The organism is Schaalia dentiphila ATCC 17982, from assembly GCF_000154225.1.
GTDB classification, from domain to species: domain Bacteria; phylum Actinomycetota; class Actinomycetes; order Actinomycetales; family Actinomycetaceae; genus Pauljensenia; species Pauljensenia dentiphila.
The window spans coordinates 2,253,140-2,273,589 of record NZ_DS264586.1 but is presented as its reverse complement, the minus strand read 5'-3'; the positions used below and the strand labels follow the sequence as shown (position 1 = coordinate 2,273,589).

The window sequence follows — 20,450 nt, the reverse complement described above, 5'->3', positions numbered from 1 at the left end:
ACCAGGAGGAAATACTCTCATGACCACCCAACCCACAGGCGCGAGCGCGGCTGTCCCCGGCCTCGTCCAGGTCACTGGCCTGACGAAGAGCTACCGCTCTACCCCAGCCCTGCGCGACTACAGCCTGAGCCTGGACTCCGGGCACATCGTCGGCCTCATGGGCCCTAACGGCTGCGGTAAAACGACGCTGCTCAAGATCCTCGCCGGAGTCCTCTCCGACTATGAGGGTGCCGTGACCATCGACGGGCATGCGCCCGGCGTCGCCACCAAGGAGATCGTCTCCTACCTGCCCGACGCCGACTTCCTGAACACCGAGTGGACGGCAGCGGATGCGATCCGCGTCTACTCCACGTTCTTCGCCGACTTCGACGCAGACAAGGCGGCCTCGATGGTCGACTTCTTCGGACTGCCCACCGACCGACGCCTCGGCGAGATGAGCAAGGGCATGGGGGAGAAGCTCCAGATCAGCCTCGTCATGTCCCGGCGCGCCCGCGTGTTCCTCCTCGACGAACCCATCAGCGGTGTCGACCCCGCCACACGCGACGTCATCCTCGACGGCATCCTGCGCGAGTTCGACCCCGCCTCGCTGCTCATCATGTCCACCCACCTCATCTCCGACATCGAACACTTCGTCGACTATGCGCTCTTCATGAAGGACGGGCAGGTCCTCCTGCAAGGCGACGCCGACGACCTGCGCGCCTCCCACGGCGATTCCCTTGATGCTATCTTCCGGAAGGAATACCGCTGATGTACGCCAAACTACTTGCCTACGAGATTCGCTCGCGTTACCGCGCGGACGCGCGCTCCTTCGGGGCGTTCATCGTCACTATTGCCGCCGCGTCGGGAATCGTCGCCGCGGGGCTGCCGGGAATCAGCGGCTCCACCGCTGTCCTCGCCTACGCCCTGTGTGCGCTCACGCCGGTCGCCTGCGCGATCGCGGCGATGGCCGACTACTGGAAGACCCTGTACGGGCAGCGCGGCTACTTCATGATGAGCCTGCCCGTCTCCGGCACGACCATTTTCTGGGCGAAGACCACCCGGATGGTGATCGAGTGCCTCCTGGCTCTCGCCCTGGCCGTCGGCGGAATTATCGCCGTCGCTTCGGCCGCCGCGTGGAGCGACGGCATTAGCCTCGCTGAGTATACGGCCGGGCCGCGTTCCCTCGTAGCCGGAGTTCCCACCTCCACCGTCGCTATCATGATTGTGGCGCAGGTGCTCGTGTCGTTGTCGTGGCTCGTGCAGGGTAGTGCCGTCATGTCCATCGGCGCGGAAGGGCGCTTTAATCACATGGGTTTCGGCGCGCCCATCATCGGTTTCGTCCTGCTGTACATCGTCAACCAGGTGCTTTCCACGGTTGGCACGTTCTTCCTTCCGCTGTCTGTTACAACCGACGGACACTTCTCCACCGAGATTATGTGGACCTCGTACCTGGCGACGATGGGAACCGAGGGGCAACCGAACGTCATCGGCACCGGCTCCTATGTCCTCGTGCCCCTGGTTGCGCTGGTCATGGGCCTGTGGGCCTCTCGTTCCATCGAGAAACACACGTCCCTGCGCTAGCGCCCGTCCTCGCGCGTGCGCGAGCCAAGCATAGGAGGTTTCAATGTTCCTCTTATCGTCAGTGATCAGCGCCTTCGTCCAGCTCGGCCTGTTCCTCGTGATCCCGTTCGCGTGGTGGGCATTCACCGCCAGACGTAGTGTTGGCTTTGCCTCCTGGATCGGTCTACGTTGGCCGACCTGGGACGGGAGAAGGGCGCGACTCGGCGTTGCCATCCTCGCGTGGGTGGTGATCGGGGCGGCCTCAACCGCGCTGCTCCAATCCCTGTCGGGGGACGTGCCTGCCGCGCGTTTCGCCGGGCGAGGCCTCGGCGGCCTCGTCCCGGTCCTGCTCTTCGCGATCGTGCAGACCTCCCTCGCCGAGGAGTTATTCTTCCGGGGCTTCCTCGGCAAGCGGGTCATCGCCAGGTGGGGTTTCGCCCCTGGCAACGCCGCTCAGGCCATCGCCTTCGGTATCCTGCATGTCGCGATGTTCGCCTCCTTCGCGAACCCGATCCGGCTCCTCGCCATCGGGATCCTGACGGGGGCCAGCGGATGGATCGTCGGTTGGCTCAACGAGGAGGGGGCCGGGGGATCGATCCTGCCCGGCTGGACGCTCCACGCGAGTGCGAACCTGCTCGTCGGAACCGCGGCGGCGTTCAACCTCATGGGGTGAGCGTGGTCCCGGCCGGCGGTTGACTCCGCTGGCCGGGGCTTCGCTGCGCGCGCGGGCGGCTTCGAGGGAACGTGCGCCGGGCTTTGAGGATTCGTTCAGTTTCCTATGATGTCTTAGGAGTGATAAGCGTCGAAACCCGAAAGGACACCCGTGGAACCAACGAACGGCTCATTCGTCCCGGCGAGCCCGGACCTGATCTGGATGGTGTTCATCCAGCAGGTCTTGGTCCTCATCGCGTGGCTGATCGGCGTCGTAGTGCGCCGGGTCCTGAAGAACCGCATGACGATGTCCACCGCGTCAGCAACTCTGACCGGCCTGGCCGGCCTGTGGGGTGGCTTGGTGATCGCCGGTTGGATCTTCGACTCCGGTGACCTGTGGAAACCTGGGATGATCGGCGTCGCCGCGCTGGTTGCCCTCGTCGTCGTCATCGTTGTTTCCCTGATCGCCGCCTACCTGCACCCGCGCCCCGGCCTCGACCCCATCTCCGAGGTTGCCAGGCACGGCGAATCCGACTCCCTCGAATTCAAGTCGAGCGCCCGCTGGAACATGCGTTCCGGCAAACGCGACGATGCAATGGAGACCGTTATCGCCAAAACCGTCGCCGCCTTCATGAACTCCGGTGGCGGCACTCTCCTCATCGGCGTCGACGACGAGGGACGGCTTATCGGGCTTGGCCCCGACTATGCGACCCTCAAGACCCCGGACGCTGACCGTTTCGAGCTGTGGATCCGCGACCTGTGGGGCCAGCGAATGGGGACCAATGCCGCCACTCTGCCGAGGCTCGACTTTGCCGAGGCCACGGACCCGCAGGATGGGTACGAACGCCAAGATGTGTGCCGCGTGACCATCCCGCCTTCGCCCCGCCCCGTTTATCTGAGGGGACCCAAGGGTAAGGGGGAAGCAGAGTTGTGGGTGCGCGTGGGCAATTCGACGCGACGCCTGGAGGTGGTGGACGCGGTCCAGTACGTCTCAACTCGCTGGCCCGAAAGCGTGCGAGTCTCCCCGTGGACGCGCGTGCGCCTCCTCGCCCTGCGCCGCCGCGAAGTGCCGACGCGCCTGCCGGGCGTCGTCGAGCGGGTTCTCACCGAGCGCGAGAGGAGCATCTTGCCGGCGTCGGAAGAGGAGTGATCCGCACGGGGCTTCGGTAGGCTCTTGCAGGGATGCTGCAGCGGGAGGTGTCGGCCGTTCACTTCGGAAGGTGAGCCCACCGACAGCGCGAGGAGCCTCCTGGGATGCAGGCATGACCTCAATGAGGGAGTGCAGCCGAGCATCGGCCCCTCCCGGTGACAACCTGGTGGTGGATAGAGCCAGTGCGCCGGTCGGTGGTATCTGAATGTGGGGGACAGAGCGGTGCTCCACCGAGTTTTCGACAGCTTCGTGGCAGTGCCTGAGCACCGTTGTCAAGCTGTTGGCACAGGGCAGCCCGCTTTTGCCCTTGTCGTGGGGGCACTGCACCCGATCCGTAGGCATTACACCTCTTCTGTTCGGGTGTAGTGCCCCGTAACGGGTGTAGCGCTTCAATAGCTGGTGCAGCGTCTATCGTGCGGACCTAGTGCTGCAGGCGTGGAGTGCGTCAGTGACAGACTCAGGCTACGGTCGTGGGTCGGCGTGGACGCCTCTCATGCTCACCGCACCCGTGTGCGTGATCCGGAGCTACGTGCGTCAATGCCACAGCAGGGATGCGCCGGAGAACAATAAAAAACAGGGGAGGGCCCAAGCCTTTCGGCTCGGGCCCCTCCTCATGTCGTATCAGTGCGACGCTGACAGCCTCACTCGGCGCCCTTGCGGCGGCGGATGCGCTTGCGGGCGCGGGGCGCGCCCTCAGACGCCTCACCCGCATGCTGCGAGTGCTCGCCGCGGCCACGGCCACGCGTACCGCGATCCGATCGACCCCCCTTACCGGCGTTCAGCGTGCGATCCCCGTCCTGGGAACCGCGCGACCGAGAGCCGCGCGCTGAATCCGAAGTGCCGCCCGAACGCGCCGAACGCCCACGGCCACCCCGAGAGGCGCCTCGGGACCCGCCGCGCGAGCCACGGCCTCGGCCCTCGCGGCGAGGAGACGAACCGCCCAGGTCCTCCAACACCTCCGCATCCAGGCCGGCGCGTGTGCGCTTGGCGCGCGGCAGACGACCGGTCGTGCCCTCCGGGATATGCAGGTCGGTGAACAGGTGGGGGGAGGTGTGGTAGGTCTCGAGCGGATCCGGCACACCCAGGCCCAGGGCCTTGGAGATGAGCGACCAGCGCGGCGTATCGTCCCAGTCAACGAAGGTGACGGCCGTGCCCGAGTTGCCCGCGCGGCCCGTGCGACCGATGCGGTGGATGTAGATCTTCTCGTCTTCGGGGCACTGGTAGTTGATGACGTGCGTGACGTCGTCGACGTCGATGCCTCGTGCAGCGACGTCGGTGGCGACCAGGACGTCGACCTTGCCGTTACGGAAGGCGCGCAGAGCCTGCTCGCGCGCGCCCTGCCCCAGGTCGCCGTGCAGCGAGCCGACCGCGAAACCGCGGGCGGTCAGGTCCTCGCCCAGGCGGGCAGCCGTGCGCTTGGTGCGGCAGAAGATGACGGTCCGGCCGCGCCCCTCCGCCTGGAGGATACGGGCGACGACCTCGACCTTGTTCATGGCGTGAACGCGGTAGATGACCTGCTTGACCGTGTTGACGGTCTGGTTCTGGTCGTCGGGATCCTGCGCGCGGATGTGGGTCGGCTGGACCATGAAGCGGCGGGCGAGGGCCACGACGGGGCCGGGCATGGTCGCGGAGAACAGCATGGTGTGGCGGTTCTCGGGGACGCGGCTGAGCAGCGTTTCGACGTCGGGCAGGAAGCCCAGGTCGAGCATCTCGTCGGCCTCGTCGAGGACGACGGTCTCGACGCCGGACAGGTGCAGGTGGCCCTTACGCAGCAGGTCGATGAGGCGGCCGGGCGTGCCCACGACGATGTCGGCGCCACGCTCGAGAGCCTCGATCTGGGGCTCGAAGGCGACGCCGCCGTAGATTTCGACGATGCGGGTCGACAGGTACTTGGCGGCCTCGCGCAGGTCCTGGGCGACCTGCTTGGTGAGCTCGCGGGTCGGCAGGATGATGAGCGCCTGCGGCTTGTTCGGGTTGAGGAGGTCCTCGTAGCCCTCTTCGTCGGGCGCGATGACGTCCTCGAGGACGGGGATGCCGAAGCCGAGGGTCTTGCCGGTGCCGGTCTTGGCCTGGCCGATGATGTCGTGGCGCTCCAGCGCGGGGCCAAGCGTCAGGGCCTGGATCGGGAAGGGATGCGTGATGCCCTGGTCTTCGAGGGCGTCGACGATCGGGTCGGTGACGCCGAAGTCTGCGAAGGACTTCTTGTCGAGGTCCTCGCCCTTGCCGGAAATGTCCGGGGTGGCCTCTTCGACCTCGGGGGCTGCGGGCTTGATGTTGCCGAGGCGGACGACGCCTGCGGAGTATTCGACGGACGAGGCCGGGGTGGCCTTCTCGGTGGTGTCAACGTCGGTGGTGGGCACAGTTGCCTCAGTGCTCGTGTTGGTCACGATCTACCTTGTCTCCCGGGCTTTTCCGGGGTTGGGGTCGGTGCCGATCGCGCATTATCTGGGGCGGGGATTCTCGTCCACGCGTACGTGTTATGTAGTCAAGAATGCGACCGGTCTTCCGGTGGTCACCTTTCAGTGTAATGGTGTGTGAGGAGTTCGCGGGGGAGGGGCTGGTCACAGAGACGGCTACCAAATGCACAGAAGTAGGAATCATGCGCCGGGCCGTGGAGCTTGTCAGGCACTATGCTGGAGTCATGGCACACGAGTTTGATTCCGTCCCCGCCGACGACGCCGAAGTCCTTGGTATTCTCGCCTATTCGTCGCTCGCGTTCATGACGCGCCTGGCGAAGGATGGTGAGCAGGCCCCTACGTTCGAGGCCCACGTGGAGCATGCGCGCATGGCCGCGCAGTGCTTCAAGCTTTATCAGCAGCTTGAGGTGTGGAGTGCGCACCGCGGCTTTGATCTGCTGGCGGCCGGTAACGCGTTCTCGGGAGCGTACGACGACCTGGATGCGCGCACGCGTCCGACGACGTTCGCGGAGCGGGCTGTCAAGACGTTCATTACCCGCGGCATGCTGGGCGACATGCTGATCCGCGTCGCGAAGGTGCACGGCCTGTTCGAGGGCATCGAGGACGTGTGGCCATTCGAGCAGGGGCACTGGGTGCGCGCGCACCTGGGCCCGCAGATCGAGGCTGACGAGCAGCTGTCTGCGCGCCTGTCCCTGTGGGGGCGCCGCGTGGCGGGCGAGGCCCTCGGCCTGGTGCGCGCGACGCTGTTCACCTACCCGTCGCTGGCTGCGTCCCCGGAGAACGTCGATGAGATCACGGAGTACGTGATCAAGCGTCACGGGGAGCGCATGAAGGACATTCACCTGAAGGCCTGAGGCCACAGGGTATAAACGAGACCGGGGTTCCTCGGGCGGTATCGCAACCGCTCGGGTTCCCCGGCCTCGTTCGTTTGGGCGCGAATCAGTGGATTGCGAAACCGACGCGGCGTTCGGTCTTGTTGGCGATCTGCACGTAGCCGAGGGCGTGTGCGGGTACGAGGGTGCGCTGGCCCTTCGTGTCCGTGATATCGAGGACGCCGTGGGCGGAGATGAGGGCCTCGTTGACCTTCGCCATGAGTTCGTTTTCGGTCATGTCGACGTCGAGGGCGAGCTGGCGCGTGTTGTCGCGGATGCCGATGAAGATCTCCATGTTGACTCCTTGCTGGTAAATATCGTCATGGACATCATATGTGCCGCAGATGCGGGTGGGGTCTGGGAGTATTGCGTTATGAGCGAAATCAAGGTCAGGTTGCGTAGCCGCAACGCCGATTGGTGGCGTCTGCCGGAGCTGAACGCGAACCAGCGTGCGGTCGTGGACGCGGCGCGCTCGGGCGACGTGATTGCGCGCGGCGCCCCGTCCTCGGGCCGCTCGACGTGTGCCCTGGCCGTGTTTGAGGAGGCGGCCGCCCAGGGCCGCTCCGCGCTGATTCTCGCTCCCGATCGCACGCGTGCCGACGTGCTGACCCCGCGCGCGCAGGCGCTTGGTCCGGATGCGGTGCGCCCGGTGCGTACCCCTGCCTCTTTCGCCTATCAGGTGGTGGCTACGTGGCGCACCCAGCGCGACGTGCCCTTGGAGGGCGTGGAGCTGGTGACGGGCGCGGCCCAGGACCAGATGCTCGCCGAGGCCCTGGAGTCGGTGGATGCACCGTGGCCCGAGGACATTGGACCGCAGATGCGCGCGATGCCGGCCTTCCGCGGGGAGTTGCGCAACCTGGTGGCCCGCGCGGGCGAGGCCGGGATGGACGCGTCCTCCCTGTCCGAGGCCGGGGCCCGGTTCGGTCGTCCGGAGTGGCAGGGCGCGGGTGCGATTATTGCTGCGCTGGAGGAGGGGCACGAGCGTTCCCCGGAGTATCCGCGCACGCTGCGCGTGGACCTGTCGCGTATCCAGGCGCTCGCGGCCGATCTGATAGACGCATGGGAGCAGGATGCGCCGAAGCGCGGTGTACAGGCGCCGTGTCCGGTGCCCGATGTGGTGATCGTTGATGACCTGCAGGATTGCACGCCCTCGACGCTGAGGCTGCTGCGAGCCTGTCGCGGCGCGGGTGCCCGGATCGTTGCCTTCTCGGATTCCGATGTGGCCGTGGCTGGGTATCGCGGCGGCGAGCCGCACCTGGACCGCAGGCTTGCCAGTGCTCTTGGTGTCGAGATCGCGGAGCTCGGCCAGGTCTACGACATGTCCCGTGCCGTGCGCGAGCTGGCGCGCCAGGCATGCGCGCGCATCGCACAGTCCGGCTCGCCCGCCCGGCGCGAGGCCGGCGTCGCGGACGACGCTCCTGAGGGCGCTTTGGTCACCCACTTGGGCGCTACTCCCTCGCAGATGGGGGCACTCATCGCGCGAGCCCTCAGGTCCCACCACCTGCACGACGGCATCGACTTTTCGGATCAGGTCGTTATCGTGCGCAGCTCCTCGATGGTTGCCGAAACTAGCCGCTATCTGGCGCGCGGAGGCGTGCCCGTCGCGGGCGGCGGACGTGCCTTCGACTTCGCGACCCAGCCGACGACGCGCCTGCTCCTGGACCTGGTGACCATGCCGACGGGGACGAGCGACACGGACGTGGCCCAGCGCCGCGAACTCGCCGAGCGCCTCCTGCCCTCGCCCCTCGTGCGAGCCGACGCCCTCGCCATCCACCGTCTGCTGCGTCGCCTGAACGCCGCGCGCGCCCAGGCTGCCGAGGAAGCGGGCGGCGAATCCGCGCCGATCCCGCTGACGGCTGCCGACCTCGTCAGTGACCCGCAGACGTGGAGGCCGTTCATCGAACAGGCCGAGCAGGCGGGCGGCAAGCGCGCCCGCGCAGCCACCATGCTCGCGCGGCCCCTCGAGACCGCCGCGCGCCTGTGGGAGCTGGGGATGAGCGGCAGTGTGCGCCCACAGGAACGCCTGTGGTCCCTCTGGGAGGCATCCGGGGTGGCCGGCGAGTGGCGCTCGCGGGCCATCGCGTCGGATGACTCGTCGGGCTGGTACGACGATCAGCTGGACGCCGTCGTGGCACTCCTGCGCGTGGCCGACGTGTGGGAGCAGCGCAACCCCGCTGGCTCCGCCGTGGGCTTCGCATCGGAGCTGCTGGCCGGCTCGGTCCCCATCGACACGATTTCGCGCGTGGGCGTGCGCCCGGGCGGCGTCGAGGTCCTCACCCCCGCGCAGGCGATGGGTCGCCACTGGCAGGTCGTCGTCCTCGCGGGCCTGCAGGACGGGGCCTGGCCGAACCTGCGCCTGCGCGACCGGATTCTGCGCGCTGACCTCCTCGCGGACGTGGGCGCGGGCCGTGTCGCCGTGGGAGAGGATGGGCGCGAGGAGCTCATCGACTCGACGAGAGCAGCCCGTCGCGCGGTGCTGGATGATGAGTATCGCCTCTTCGTCGCGGCTGTGACGCGCTCTCGCAGCATCGTGCACGCCGGCGCGGTGCGCTCGGAGGACGCGGCGCCCTCAGTGTTTTTCGACCTGGTGGCGTACCTGGCTGGCACCCATCGAGAGAACGACATCGTCCCGGTGGATCCGGTCGAGGCGCCGCTGTCCCTGTCCGGGCACATCGCGGACCTGCGGGCGCGTGCGGCTAACTCCGACGAGCCGGCTGACGCCCAGCTCGCCGCCACCCTCCTGGCCCTCATGGCTCGCGAGGGGATTGCTTCCGCGCAGCCGCACCGGTGGCTGGGCGCGGGTGGCACGCCGACCAGCGCGCAGGACTACCGCGGGCAGATCGTCCTGTCGCCGTCGCAATTCGAACGCGCGCTGGCATGCCCGCTGCGGTGGTTCCTCACCACGATCGGAGCCGATGCACCGTCGAACGCGGCCGCCAGCCTCGGCACCCTCGTCCACGCGGTCGCCGAGGAGCATCCGCACGGAACCCCCGAGGAGCTCACCGAGGCACTGGAGGCGCGTATCGAGGAGCTGGGCTACAACCTGGACACGTGGGCTGGTCGCGTCTCCGACCGCCACGCGCGCGAGATCGTGAACAACCTGGCCTCCTACGTCGTCGGCGTACCCGGTGAGGTCACGGTGGAACAGACGGTATCGTCCGAGGTTGAGGGCGTGACCATCCGGGGCCGGATGGACCGACTCGAGCAGGTGGACGAGGGCGTTCGCGTCACTGACCTGAAGACCGGTAAGAGCGGTTACACGAAGGCCAGCGTCGCAGAAAACCCGCAGCTGGCCGCCTACCAGATGGCCATGCTCGCCTCGGGCGAAAAGGTCGCGGGGGCTCGCATCGCACTGCTGGGCGGCTCCAAGCCACAGATCTACGATCAGCCTGCGCTCCAGGGCGAGGAGCTGGAGCGGTGGCGCGAGTCGGTGCGCGAGGTGGCACTCAGCGCCCGTGGCCCGTACTTCGAGGCGAGGCCCTCGCAGGAGGCCTGCCGATACTGCTCATTCGACCGGCTGTGCCCGGCGCGCGAGCGCGGCCGCAAGGTGGTGGAGTGACGTGGGAAAGGACAGTGCAATGGCTCTGAGTGCCATGCAGATTCAGGCAATCGTCGACGCGACGAAGACCCCGACGCACGAGCAGGTGCGCGTCATCGAGGCCCCGCGACGCCCGCTCCTCGTCGTGGCGGGCGCGGGGTCGGGTAAGACCGAGACCATGTCGATGCGTGTGCTGTGGCTCCTCGCCAACCACCCCGACCTGAGCCCGTCCTCGATCCTCGGCCTCACCTTCACGCGCAAGGCAGCCGGCGAGCTGGGGGAGCGCCTGCGCGAACGCATCCGGCTTCTCTCACGCGAGATGCCGCAGCTGCGCGAGCGCCTCGACGAGGACCCCGTGTCCCTCACCTACAACTCCTTCGCCGAACGCATCGTGTCCGAGCACGGGATGCGTATCGGCATCGACCCCGATTTCTCGATGCTCTCCGAGGCCGGGGCTCTGGACCTCATGCTGCAGATTGTCGAGGCGTGGCCCACCGACCTCGACGAGGATCTCACGCCCCTGGGGGCAGTCGGACAGATCCTGCACCTGGCAGGCGAGTTCGCCGAGCATGGCTACACGGTGGAGAGCGCCCGCGAGGCCCTCGTGGGCTTTGGCCGCGAGCTCGAACAGGTGCGCGAGACGAACGACGACGCACGGCGCCTGCTGCGGGCGAACCGCCGCCGCATCGCCTTCCTCGACCCCATCGCGGAGTATCAGAAGCGCAAGCGCGACATGGGCGTGCTGGACTTTTCCGACCAGCTCGTCCTGGCCACGCGTATCGTGCGCGAGGCCCCGGCGGTTCGCGAGTCGCTGCGCGAAGAGTTCCGCGCGGTCCTCCTCGACGAGTTCCAGGACACGTCCGTCATCCAGATGGACATGCTGTCCATGCTGTTCGGCGACCACGCTGTCACCGCGGTGGGCGACCCGAATCAGGCTATTTACGGCTGGAGGGGGGCCTCGGCCTCGTCGCTGGAGTCCTTCCTGGATCGATTCCAGACGGGGGAAGCACAGGAGAGCCAGACGCTCACCCTGTCCACGGCTTGGCGCAACGACGAGGCGATCCTGGACGCGGCGAATCGCGTGGCTGCGCCCCTGCGTGAGGTCGCCGCGTATCAGGAGGGCAAAGAGCACCTCAAGGCCCAGTCGCCCGTCCTGGTCGCGCGAGACGGAGCGGGGCCCGGGCATGTCGATGTCGCGTACGCCCCTGACTACGAGGCCGCGCTGGGTGCCGTCGTCGACTTCGCCCGCAGCGTGCGCTCCCATGCGAGCGAGGGCGGCAAGCGGCGCACGGTCGCGGTGCTGTGCAGGCGCCGCAAGGACTTCGCGTACGTGGACGCTGCCCTGCGTGACGCCGGTATCCCGACGGAGATCGTGGGACTCGGCGGTCTGCTCGACCAGCCCGCCGTGCAGGACGTGCGCGCCGCGCTGGAGCTGGCTTATGACGTTGAGGCCTCCCCGTGGCTGGCGCGCCTGCTGGTGGGCATCGACCTGGGGGCCACGGACCTGATGGCGCTGGGCGACTGGTCGCGCGTCCTCGCCCGCACGGAGGGGACAAACCCCCACCAGGCGGTCCTTTTGGATGCGGTGGATTCTCCGCCGGAGCCGGGGTGGGCGGCCGAGGGGCGGCCCGCGATCAGCGAGGAGGCGGTGCGCCGCGTGCGGCTCCTCGGCGAGCGCCTGCGGCAGGTCCGCGAGGGCGTGGGGCGCTCGGTCACCGAGCAGGTCGAGAGGGCGATCCTCATCATGGGCACGTTGGACGACGTGATCGCCGATCCGCTGTCGATGGGCGGGCGCGCGGCCCTCGACGAGTTCATCGCGGTGACGGCGGCCTACGAGAAGGATACGCCGGGGGCTTCCCTCGGCTCGTTCCTGGCCTACCTGCGCATGGCCGACGAGCGAGAGGACGGACTCGAGGCTCCCCTGGGGGAGCCGGATCCGCGCGCCGTGCAGATCATGACGGTCCATGCTTCCAAGGGACTCGAGTGGGATTGCGTCGTCGTCTTCGGGTTGAGTGACGGCATCTTCCCGTCGCACGACAAGCGCAAGACTGTGTCGTGGCTGGATGAGCCGCCGATCGCTACTGCCTGGTTGACGGATGCGGGCGCGTTGCCGCACCCGCTGCGCGGGGATCGCGCGGATCTGCCGCCGTTCTTGCTGGACGTGGAGGGGGAGTCCAAGCCCTCTGCTGCGTATTCGAAGTGGGTGAAGGGGCACTACGGGCGCTCCCTGGGAGTGCACGCGGAGCGCGAGGAGCGCCGCCTGGCGTACGTGGCGATGACGCGCGCTCGGAGCATCCAGCTCCTCGTGGGCTCGTGGATCTATCGGACGGGTTCGACCACGAGGCAGCCCTCCCGCTACCTGATGGAGGCGCGCGCGCAGCTGTTCGGTGATGCGCCGGACCTGGTCGACGACACGCTCGTGCGCGTGGGGGACCGCGGCGTGTGGGCCAGGGGCGATTGGCGCAGCCTGGGGATCGAATCGGTGTCCGGTGCCGGAGTATGCCTGATCGCGCCGGAGCCCGGCGACGAGGACATCGTCGACAGCGGGGCCGGTGCGGCGTCGGTGTTCTTCCCGGAGGAGCCCGGCCCCTCGCGCCAGAGGGTCGCCGCGGCCGCGCAGGCCGTCGAGGCGCAGATTCGCGACCTGGCGCAGGATCAGGATGTGTACGAGGCCTTGGCGCAGTTGGGGGATGACCCACTGGTGCGCGATACGGTCGCACTCATCGAGGAATATCATCTGGGGCTTGAGACGCCGGTCGTGGACCTGTGGGCCGAGCGCGTACCCGCGACGTCCGTGTCGGCGCTCCTGCAGGACGCGGATGAGTTCGCGCGAGATATGCGCCGACCCATGCCTGCTCGCCCCAGCTCGTTCTCCGCGCTGGGCACGGTGTTTCACGCGTGGGTGGAGCGCGAGCTTCACCTCGCGAGCGCGGATCCGGCCTCGGAGATCACCACGGGCAACGAGGTGAGCGCGGGTGAGGACGCCACGCTGGCCGGCGGTGACGACGCGGCGGACGAGGCCCTGTTGACGGACGGTGAGCGCGAGCGCCTGGAGCGGCTGCGCGCCAACTTCCGTGCCTTTGTCGCGAACGAGCTGTCGGACTACCGGGCCGTCGCGATCGAGGAGGCCTTCTCAGTTCAGGTGGGCGGCGTGTCCGTCCAGGGCCGCATTGATGCCGTGTTCGAGCGCGTGCGCGGCGATGGTCCCCGCTACCTGGTCGTCGACTGGAAGAGTGGACGCCCGGTGAGTGCCGCGACCAAGCCGGACAAGGTCGCGTACTTCGTGACTCAGTTGCGCCTGTACCAGCGCGCGTGGGCGGCCCGTATGGGCGTGGACGCCTCCAAGGTGGGGGCGATGGTCGCATTCCTGGCGGGCCCCTCGCACCACACGCTCGAGAGCCTCGAGGCCATGCTGGGGGAGGGCGCCGCATCCCTGGACGAGGCGCTGCGCGATGTTTTGGATCTTTAAAATCCCTCTTTAATCAAACTGGATGGGTGACAGGCTGATGAGAGTTTGACGAAAACGTTTGAAAAGTCCGTCATCCGCGTTCTCAAAAGCCTTCACAGGATAGTCAGGCTTAATCGCAGTATGTGATGAATGCAAAAATCTCGCTTGTGTGCCCTGCTCAGAGGATGGTATAGTTGTCCTGTCAATTTCAATGACGAGAGACGGCACATACGGGAACGTTCCTACCCACGCGCTACAGAGAGGCAGTGCACCCCCTGGAACCCCAGTGCCCCTGACAAGGAAGGAGCGCAGCGTGCGCCCCACTATCTCCAAGTTCCTCGCACTCGGTGCAACCGCCTCGGCCTTCGCCCTGCTCGCAGGTGCGTGCGGCTCGGGAAGCACCAGCTCTGGCGGTGGTGCTAGCTCGGACCAGGTCCACCAGATGTACACCTGGGTCTCCACCGACAACGACCGCGCCCAGTGGCAGTCCTTCGTTGACGCGGCCAAGGAGAAGGATCCCAACTTCACCCTGACCTTCGACGGCCCGGCCTTCAACGACTACTGGACCAAGGTCAAGACCCGCATGGTTGCCTCGGACGCGCCCTGCATCCTCACCACGCAGGCCGCCCGCGCCCAGGAGCTGTCCGGCCTGCTGGAGCCTCTCGACTCCTACATGGAAGCCGCCGGCATCAAGGCCTCCGACTACAACGCTGCGATGATGCAGGGCATGACGGTGGACGGACATGTTCTGGCTCTGCCCTACGACGCCGAGCCCGACGTCCTGTACTACAACCGTGAGATGTTCGAGAAGGCCGGCCTGCAGGCCCCCTCGACCTCCTACACGACCGAGCAGTTCCTCAAGGACGCCAAGGCTCTGACTGGTGACGGCAAGTACGGCATCGCCGTCAAGCCGTCCCTCCTGGGCAACGCCCCCGGTGACTTCGGCATCGCATTCGGCGGCCAGGTCTCCAAGGATGGCAAGAACACTCTGACGGATCCCAAGTTCGTTGAGGGCGTCCAGTTCGCCTTCGACCTGGTCCACAAGGAGCAGGTCGCGGTTGCCCCGAACGCTGCCGACAACGATGGCCCGGCGCAGACCGCCTTCACCTCCGGCACCGCCGCGATGATCGTGGACGGCCCGTGGATGTACGGCTCCTTCGAGAAGGAGCTGGGCGATAAGCTCGGCGTCGCGGTCCTGCCGACCCCCACTGGCCAGCCCCGTGCGGTCATCCAGGGTTCCGGCTTCGGCATCGCGAAGTCCTGCCCGGACAAGCAGGCTGCGTTCAACGTTCTGAAGGAGCTCGTGACCCCCGAGGTCATCGGCACCGTCGCTGACAAGCAGGGCACCGTTCCCTCCGTCGAGTCCGCGATGGACAAGTGGGCGGCCAACAAGCCCGAGGACAGCGCCGAGGCCGTGCGGATCCTCCTCGAGAATGGCACCCCGCTCGTGACCACCTCGACGTGGAACCAGATCAACACGTCCTTCCAGCAGTACTCGCCTGAGGGCTTCCGCGGCACCAAGACCGCTCAGGACATCCTCGCCGATCTGCAGAACTCCGCTGGCTGATCCCAGCTCACCATGAACGAGGCCGGGGCGACCTTCTCGGTTCCCCGGCCTCGTTTCGTGGGTTTCTTTCCGTTAGCGCTAACGGTGGCGTGAGCGGGACTGTGGAACCCACTGATACTCGACGAAAGGTGTGCATAGCTCATGAGCGTTGACACTGTGAAACCCGGCCGCGAGGCGTCCTCGGGCGCGGCGGACGCGGGGGAGGCGAAGGCCTCCAAGCGCGGCAAAAACTCCGCGCGCGCCGAGGGTCGGCGGGGCGATGGCCTGCGCGCCCTCGTCTACCTCTCGCCCGGAATGACGGGCTTCCTTCTCTTCATCGTCCTGCCTCTGATCGCGTCCCTCGTGATCTCCTTCTTCGACTGGTCGATCTTCGGAGGCGGCCGCTTCATCGGAGTGGAAAACTACCGGCGCATGCTCAGCGGCGAGGACCCGGCGTTCTGGACGGTCATGCGCAACACCGTCGTGTTCGCCGCCTGCTACACGGCGCTGAACCTGGTGATTTCGATCGGCCTGAGCTACTGGCTTCAGCGCGTTCCCGAATGGCTCAGCCGTGTCCTGCGCGTCATCTTCTTCATTCCGGTCGTCACGCCGATGGTCGGTAACGCGCTGATCTGGCGCCTCATGCTCTCCGACAACGGCGTGGTCAACTCGGCTCTGGCCGTCTTCGGGATCGAGCACATTCCCTTCCTGAACCACCCGGCCCTCGCGATGGGCTCGCTGCTCATGATGAGCCTGTGGCAGGGCCTGGGCTACAACATCGTCGTCCTGACGGCTGGCCTCAACGGCCTGAACACCTCGGTTCTCGAGGCCGCGACGATCGACGGCTGCAACGGCGTCCAGCGCTTCTTCAAGGTCGTCTTCCCGATGATTTCCCCGACCGTCTTCTTCTGCACGGTCATGACGATCATCGGTGCCTTCAAGGTTTTCGCTCAGCCCTACTTCCTGACGCTGGGTGGCCCGGGCGAGGCGACCAACACGATCGTGCTGGCCCTGTACCGCAATGGTTTCTCTTTCGACAAGCTCGGCTACGCGTCCGCGATGGCGTGGGTGCTCTTCGTGATTGTCATGACGGTGACGGCCCTGCAGTTCGCTGGCCAGAAGAAGTGGGTGAATTACGATGCATAACAAGCGCGTATCAACGACGATTTCGGTCGTCCTCCTGGGCCTGATCGCGGTCGCGTTCATCTTCCCCTTCGTGTGGATGGTCGCGACCTCCCTCAAGCCCACGACCGAGGTCTTCAGCCTGAGCCCGACGGGTAGCAGGATCGCCTGGGACAACTATCCGTCGGCTCTCAACTCGATTCCGTTTGGCAGAGTCGTCCTCAACTCGTTCATCGTCTCGCTGGCAGGTGCGGCCCTCGTGGTCGTCGTGTCGGTCCTGTCCGCATACGCGTTCGCGCGCCTGCGCTTCAAGGGCCGCGATCACCTGTTCATGCTGTTCCTGGGCACGCTCGTCCTGCCCCAGGAAGTCCTCGTGATCCCGCTGTACATCGGCATGCAGCGCATGGGCCTGGTGAACTCCTACTTCGCCCTCATCGTGCCCTTCGCCTTCGGCGCGTTTGGTGCCTTCCTGATCCGCCAGTTCCTCATGTCCTTGCCCCTCGAGTTCGAGGAAGCAGCTCGTATCGACGGCTGCAGCGATTGGCAGATCCTGACGAAGATCCTGCTGCCCCTGCTCAAGGCTCCGATCACGGTGGTTGGCGTGTTCGCGTTCATTGACTACTGGTCGGCGTTCCTGTGGCCCCTCATCGTGGTCAACGATTCGACGCTGGCGACGATCCCGCTGGGACTGCAGATGTTCTCGGGCGAGCGCGGCACCGACTGGGGCCCGCTGATGGCCGCGGTGACGATGACGACGATCCCGTCGATCATGCTGGTCGTGTTCCTGCAGAAGCAGCTGGAAAAGGGCGTCACCCTGGGCGCCTTCGGAGGACGATGACGATCATGAGCGAAACGATGAGCGATACCGAGCGCTGGAGTGCGCTGTCCCGCCCGACCCCGCAGTGGTTCGAGGACGCCCCGCTGGGCATCTTCGTCCACTGGGGCCCCTACTCGGTCCCCGCGTGGGCCGAGGATCACGGGGAGCTGGGCGTCGAGGAGGACTGGGAGGCCTGGTTCACCCACAACTCCTACGCGGAGTGGTACTTCAACACGATTCGTATCCCGGGTTCCCCGGCCGCGCTGCGGCACAAGGACCTGTACGGGTCGGCCTCGTACGACGCGTTCCTGGACGCGTGGGACCCCGACGCGTGGGATCCGGCCGAGTGGATGCGCCTGTTCCACCGTGCTGGAGCCGGATACGCGGTGCTGACGACCAAGCACCACGACGGCGTGACGCTGTGGGACGCTCCCGAGACGGGTACGCGCAACACGGTGCGCCGTGGACCGCGTACCGATCTCGTGGCCGGCTTCGCGGATGCCGCGCGTGACGAGGGCCTGCGGGTTGGCCTGTACTACTCGGGCGGCCTGGACTGGCACTACCGCCCCCACCGCCCGATTCTCTCCGAAGACGACTGCAAGGACCTGTGCCGCCCGAAGGATGCGGACTACGCGCGCTACTGCTTCGTGCACGTGCGCGACCTGATCGACCGCTACCAGCCCGACGTCATCTGGAATGACATCGAGTGGCCGGACGAGGGTAAGAACTTCGGCCCCTACGGCCTGGGTACGCTCTTCGAGTACTTTTACGCGGCGCGCCCCGAGGGCGTCACGAACGACCGCTACGGCGGAGTCCACGCGGACTACCTGACCAGCGAATACCAGCACATGGGCGACTCGGAGACGAGCGGCAAGCCGTGGGAGAACTGCCGAGGTGTCGGCCTGTCCTTCGGCTACAACCGCGCCGAGGGTGAGCATCAGTACCTCAGTGGCGCGGCCGCTGTTCGCCACCTGGTGGACGTGGTCTCGCGCGGCGGGCGCCTCCTGCTCAACGTGGGTCCGAAGGCCGATGGCACGATCCCGCGCGAGCAGCGCGAGTGCCTGGAGGGCCTGGGCGCGTGGAACGACCTGTATGGATCGGAGCTGCGCGGCGTACGAGCGCTGTCGGCGCAGGAATCCGAGGCCGTCACCGCTGAGTCCTCGCAGGACGAGGCCTGGGTTCGCCTCCTCGTTCACGAGGACCACGTCGCAGTGGTGGCGGATGCGTCCGTCACGCAGGTGTCGGGTCTGCCGAGCGGATTCGACTACTCGCGTTCCACGATTCTGACGCCGGGCGCGGCGTGCTCGTGGGATGGGCAGAGTCTGACCTTGCAGGCGGGGGAACAGCCTCCGAGCGATGCCCGCGGCGATGCTCTGCCACTGGTCATTACCGCCCCACGGGCGTGAAACGAGGTTGTCGGCGCGGGCACTGGGCTCGCGCCGACAACTTTTTTAAAGGAGCAGCGGTACAGTCGCGACGATCGTCGTGACTGCAATCAGGGGCTCATTTGTAAAGCAGCTTGCACCGCGTGGGTTGATGTTGTGTGGAAAACTATGCGATGGGATAGAAATGTCAAGGGAGCGCTGTACGATGATGGTATAAAAATATGCCTGGAGGAGGGGCGCTATGAGCACGTATGTTGCTGTTACTCAATCCGTGCTGGCGTGGGCTCTCCAGCGCGCTGACCGCTCATACGAAGAAACGGTTAAAAAGTTTCCGACGTTCGGGGATTGGCTGAGCGGGGACTGCCTGCCAAGTCTCCGCGAGCTTGAGAAATTCGCATCCTTTACACACGTGTCTCTGGGTGCGCTCATCATGCCTGAACCACCCGATGAGACACTGCCTATCGCCGACATGCGTACTCGTGAGAGTGCCGCCATTGAGCGTCCATCAGGAAATCTGCTCGACACGATCGGCCGTTATCAACAGTTCCAGGACTGGTACCACGATTACGCTCGTGAGCAGGGGGCGGAGAAACTTTCATTCCTAGGGTCTGCGAGCGTGCAGGATTCCCCACGGGTCATTGCCCGCCGGGTACGCTCTCTCCTGCAACTTGATCACGTGTCGGCGACCGGGACCCAGCAATGGCGGCACGATATCGTCGCAGCGCTTGAAGGTGTTGGTGTGCTTGTCATGAGGAGCGGCGTCGTCGGTGCGAGCAACACGAGGAAGCTCTCTACGCGGGAGTTCCGAGGATTTAGCCTCTACGACGACATTGCCCCCTTGATTTTCGTCAATGTCGCTGACGAGCCGTTTAGCGCACAAAACTTCACCCTCCTGCACGAGTTTGCTCACTTGCTCCTCGGACACAGTGCGTTGTCTGGGGGCGACCGTTTGCTTGGTGGATCCGGTGAAGAGGCATGGTGCAATCGCGTCGCTGCATGTGTGCTGCTACCTGACGAGGCGCTGACAGCTTTCAATGAAGCGACGACTGTGCAGGACTACCGTGCCCTCGCGCGTCGCTTTGGTGTGTCCGCCGAGGTTGTGCTCCACAGACTCCACGGGGCTCGCCGGATCGACGAGGAGCGTTACGGTGAGCTTCTAGAAGCGGTGCGCGCTGACTACGGTGGCGAGAAGCGCCGCGGTGGCGGTGGTAACTATTACAACACCCTCACCGCACGTCTTGGGCGTTCATTTGCGACCGCGATCGTCACATCCACCCTGGAGGGGCGTACGGGATTCACGGAAAGTTTCCGTATGATCGGCACACACAAGAGGGAGGTGTTCGACAAACTGGCGAGACATCTCCAGGTGGTGTGAGAGATGTACGTCCTTGACACGAACGTCTTCATCGATGCGGCTAACGCGTACTATGCGTTCGATCTGGCTCCCGGATATTGGGACTTCCTTGTTCAGCTATTCGACTCTCATCACGCCGTGAGTATCAAGTCGGTGTACGACGAACTGGGTGAAGCGGGCGATGACGATCCTCTCATGGGCTGGGCGAAGCAGTATAAGCAACGCTTTATTGCACCCGACTCGCGCGTGGTGGTCCGCTATCAGCAGGTCATGAAGTGGGCAAAAGACAACTATGAGCCGCCAGCAGTCAGCGAGTTTCAACGCGTTGCGGACTCATGGATCGTTGCGCACGCACTGGCTAATGGATGGGTGGTTGTCACGCATGAAAAGTCAGCACCGAGATCGAAGAGGCGGATCAAGATTCCCGACGCATGTGCCGCGCTTGGGGTGGAGTGTCTCAACCCTTTTACGATGCTTCGCGACAGGGGAATGAGCCTGGCTATGTGGGTGGAAGCATCTGTCGAGTAAGGAGTCATATTGAGCATGCTGTAGCGGTATGGTCGACAACCTCTTTATACGAGCAGCGGCACCGTCGCCCCGCCCACGCGCAC

15 protein-coding genes are annotated in these 20,450 nt (G+C 66.0%); 13 read left to right on the top strand and 2 right to left on the bottom strand.

Annotation, left to right across the window (positions count from 1 at the left end):
• The first annotated feature begins 19 nt into the window (after window positions 1-19).
• The 4 genes from ACTODO_RS09690 (at window position 20) to ACTODO_RS09675 (ending at window position 3,340) form a co-directional block, all read left to right on the top strand.
• The gene (locus ACTODO_RS09690) at window positions 20-748 is read left to right on the top strand and encodes an ABC transporter ATP-binding protein (RefSeq protein ID WP_003793407.1); all 729 of its coding nucleotides are present in this window, start codon (window positions 20-22) and stop codon (window positions 746-748) included.
• On the top strand, window positions 748-1,560 hold the full coding sequence (locus ACTODO_RS09685; RefSeq protein WP_003793405.1) for a hypothetical protein: 813 nt from the start codon (window positions 748-750) through the stop codon (window positions 1,558-1,560). Before ACTODO_RS09690 ends, ACTODO_RS09685 begins: the two co-directional genes overlap by 1 nt.
• Window positions 1,561-1,603: 43 nt before the next feature.
• Window positions 1,604-2,212 carry a CPBP family intramembrane glutamic endopeptidase gene (locus ACTODO_RS09680; RefSeq protein ID WP_003793404.1) on the top strand — a complete coding sequence of 203 codons (609 nt, stop codon included), beginning with the start codon at window positions 1,604-1,606 and terminating at the stop codon, window positions 2,210-2,212.
• Window positions 2,213-2,413: 201 nt separating this feature from the next.
• Window positions 2,414-3,340: an AlbA family DNA-binding domain-containing protein gene (locus ACTODO_RS09675; RefSeq protein ID WP_003793402.1), complete on the top strand. Its 927-nt coding sequence runs from the start codon at window positions 2,414-2,416 to the stop codon at window positions 3,338-3,340.
• A 641-nt stretch (window positions 3,341-3,981) separates the two neighbouring features.
• On the opposite strand, the gene ACTODO_RS09670 is transcribed toward ACTODO_RS09675, so the two are convergent.
• Entirely contained in the window at window positions 3,982-5,727 is a 1,746-nt protein-coding gene (locus tag ACTODO_RS09670) for a DEAD/DEAH box helicase (RefSeq protein WP_003793399.1), read from the bottom strand.
• Window positions 5,728-5,981: 254 nt separating this feature from the next.
• Here ACTODO_RS09670 and ACTODO_RS09665 point away from each other — a divergent pair, with 254 nt between their 5' ends.
• Window positions 5,982-6,611 carry a ferritin-like fold-containing protein gene (locus tag ACTODO_RS09665; RefSeq protein ID WP_034512460.1) on the top strand — a complete coding sequence of 210 codons (630 nt, stop codon included), beginning with the start codon at window positions 5,982-5,984 and terminating at the stop codon, window positions 6,609-6,611.
• Window positions 6,612-6,696: 85 nt separating this feature from the next.
• On the opposite strand, the gene ACTODO_RS09660 is transcribed toward ACTODO_RS09665, so the two are convergent.
• Window positions 6,697-6,924 carry a DUF3107 domain-containing protein gene (locus tag ACTODO_RS09660; protein WP_003793395.1) on the bottom strand — a complete coding sequence of 76 codons (228 nt, stop codon included), beginning with the start codon at window positions 6,922-6,924 and terminating at the stop codon, window positions 6,697-6,699.
• A 78-nt stretch (window positions 6,925-7,002) separates the two neighbouring features.
• Here ACTODO_RS09660 and ACTODO_RS09655 point away from each other — a divergent pair, with 78 nt between their 5' ends.
• The 8 genes from ACTODO_RS09655 to ACTODO_RS09620 all read left to right on the top strand — a co-directional run bounded on the left by ACTODO_RS09655 (window position 7,003) and on the right by ACTODO_RS09620 (window position 20,367).
• Complete coding sequence (locus ACTODO_RS09655) at window positions 7,003-10,188, top strand: UrvD/REP family ATP-dependent DNA helicase (protein WP_034512458.1); 3,186 nt, start codon at window positions 7,003-7,005, stop codon at window positions 10,186-10,188.
• 19 nt (window positions 10,189-10,207) lie between these two features.
• The gene (locus ACTODO_RS09650) at window positions 10,208-13,636 is read left to right on the top strand and encodes an ATP-dependent DNA helicase (protein WP_003793390.1); all 3,429 of its coding nucleotides are present in this window, start codon (window positions 10,208-10,210) and stop codon (window positions 13,634-13,636) included.
• Window positions 13,637-13,928: 292 nt separating this feature from the next.
• Window positions 13,929-15,182, top strand: a complete 1,254-nt coding sequence (locus tag ACTODO_RS09645; protein ID WP_244262558.1) for an ABC transporter substrate-binding protein — start codon at window positions 13,929-13,931, stop codon at window positions 15,180-15,182.
• A 141-nt stretch (window positions 15,183-15,323) separates the two neighbouring features.
• Window positions 15,324-16,307, top strand: a complete 984-nt coding sequence (locus ACTODO_RS09640; RefSeq protein ID WP_003793385.1) for a carbohydrate ABC transporter permease — start codon at window positions 15,324-15,326, stop codon at window positions 16,305-16,307.
• Window positions 16,300-17,121 (top strand): carbohydrate ABC transporter permease, encoded by an 822-nt coding sequence (locus ACTODO_RS09635; protein ID WP_003793383.1) that lies wholly within the window; start codon window positions 16,300-16,302, stop codon window positions 17,119-17,121. Before ACTODO_RS09640 ends, ACTODO_RS09635 begins: the two co-directional genes overlap by 8 nt.
• Entirely contained in the window at window positions 17,118-18,506 is a 1,389-nt protein-coding gene (locus ACTODO_RS09630) for an alpha-L-fucosidase (RefSeq protein ID WP_003793381.1), read from the top strand. Before ACTODO_RS09635 ends, ACTODO_RS09630 begins: the two co-directional genes overlap by 4 nt.
• Window positions 18,507-18,726: 220 nt before the next feature.
• Window positions 18,727-19,860, top strand: a complete 1,134-nt coding sequence (locus ACTODO_RS09625) for an ImmA/IrrE family metallo-endopeptidase (protein WP_003793379.1) — start codon at window positions 18,727-18,729, stop codon at window positions 19,858-19,860.
• 3 nt (window positions 19,861-19,863) lie between these two features.
• Window positions 19,864-20,367 carry a DUF4411 family protein gene (locus ACTODO_RS09620; protein WP_003793377.1) on the top strand — a complete coding sequence of 168 codons (504 nt, stop codon included), beginning with the start codon at window positions 19,864-19,866 and terminating at the stop codon, window positions 20,365-20,367.
• Window positions 20,368-20,450 lie beyond the last annotated feature (83 nt).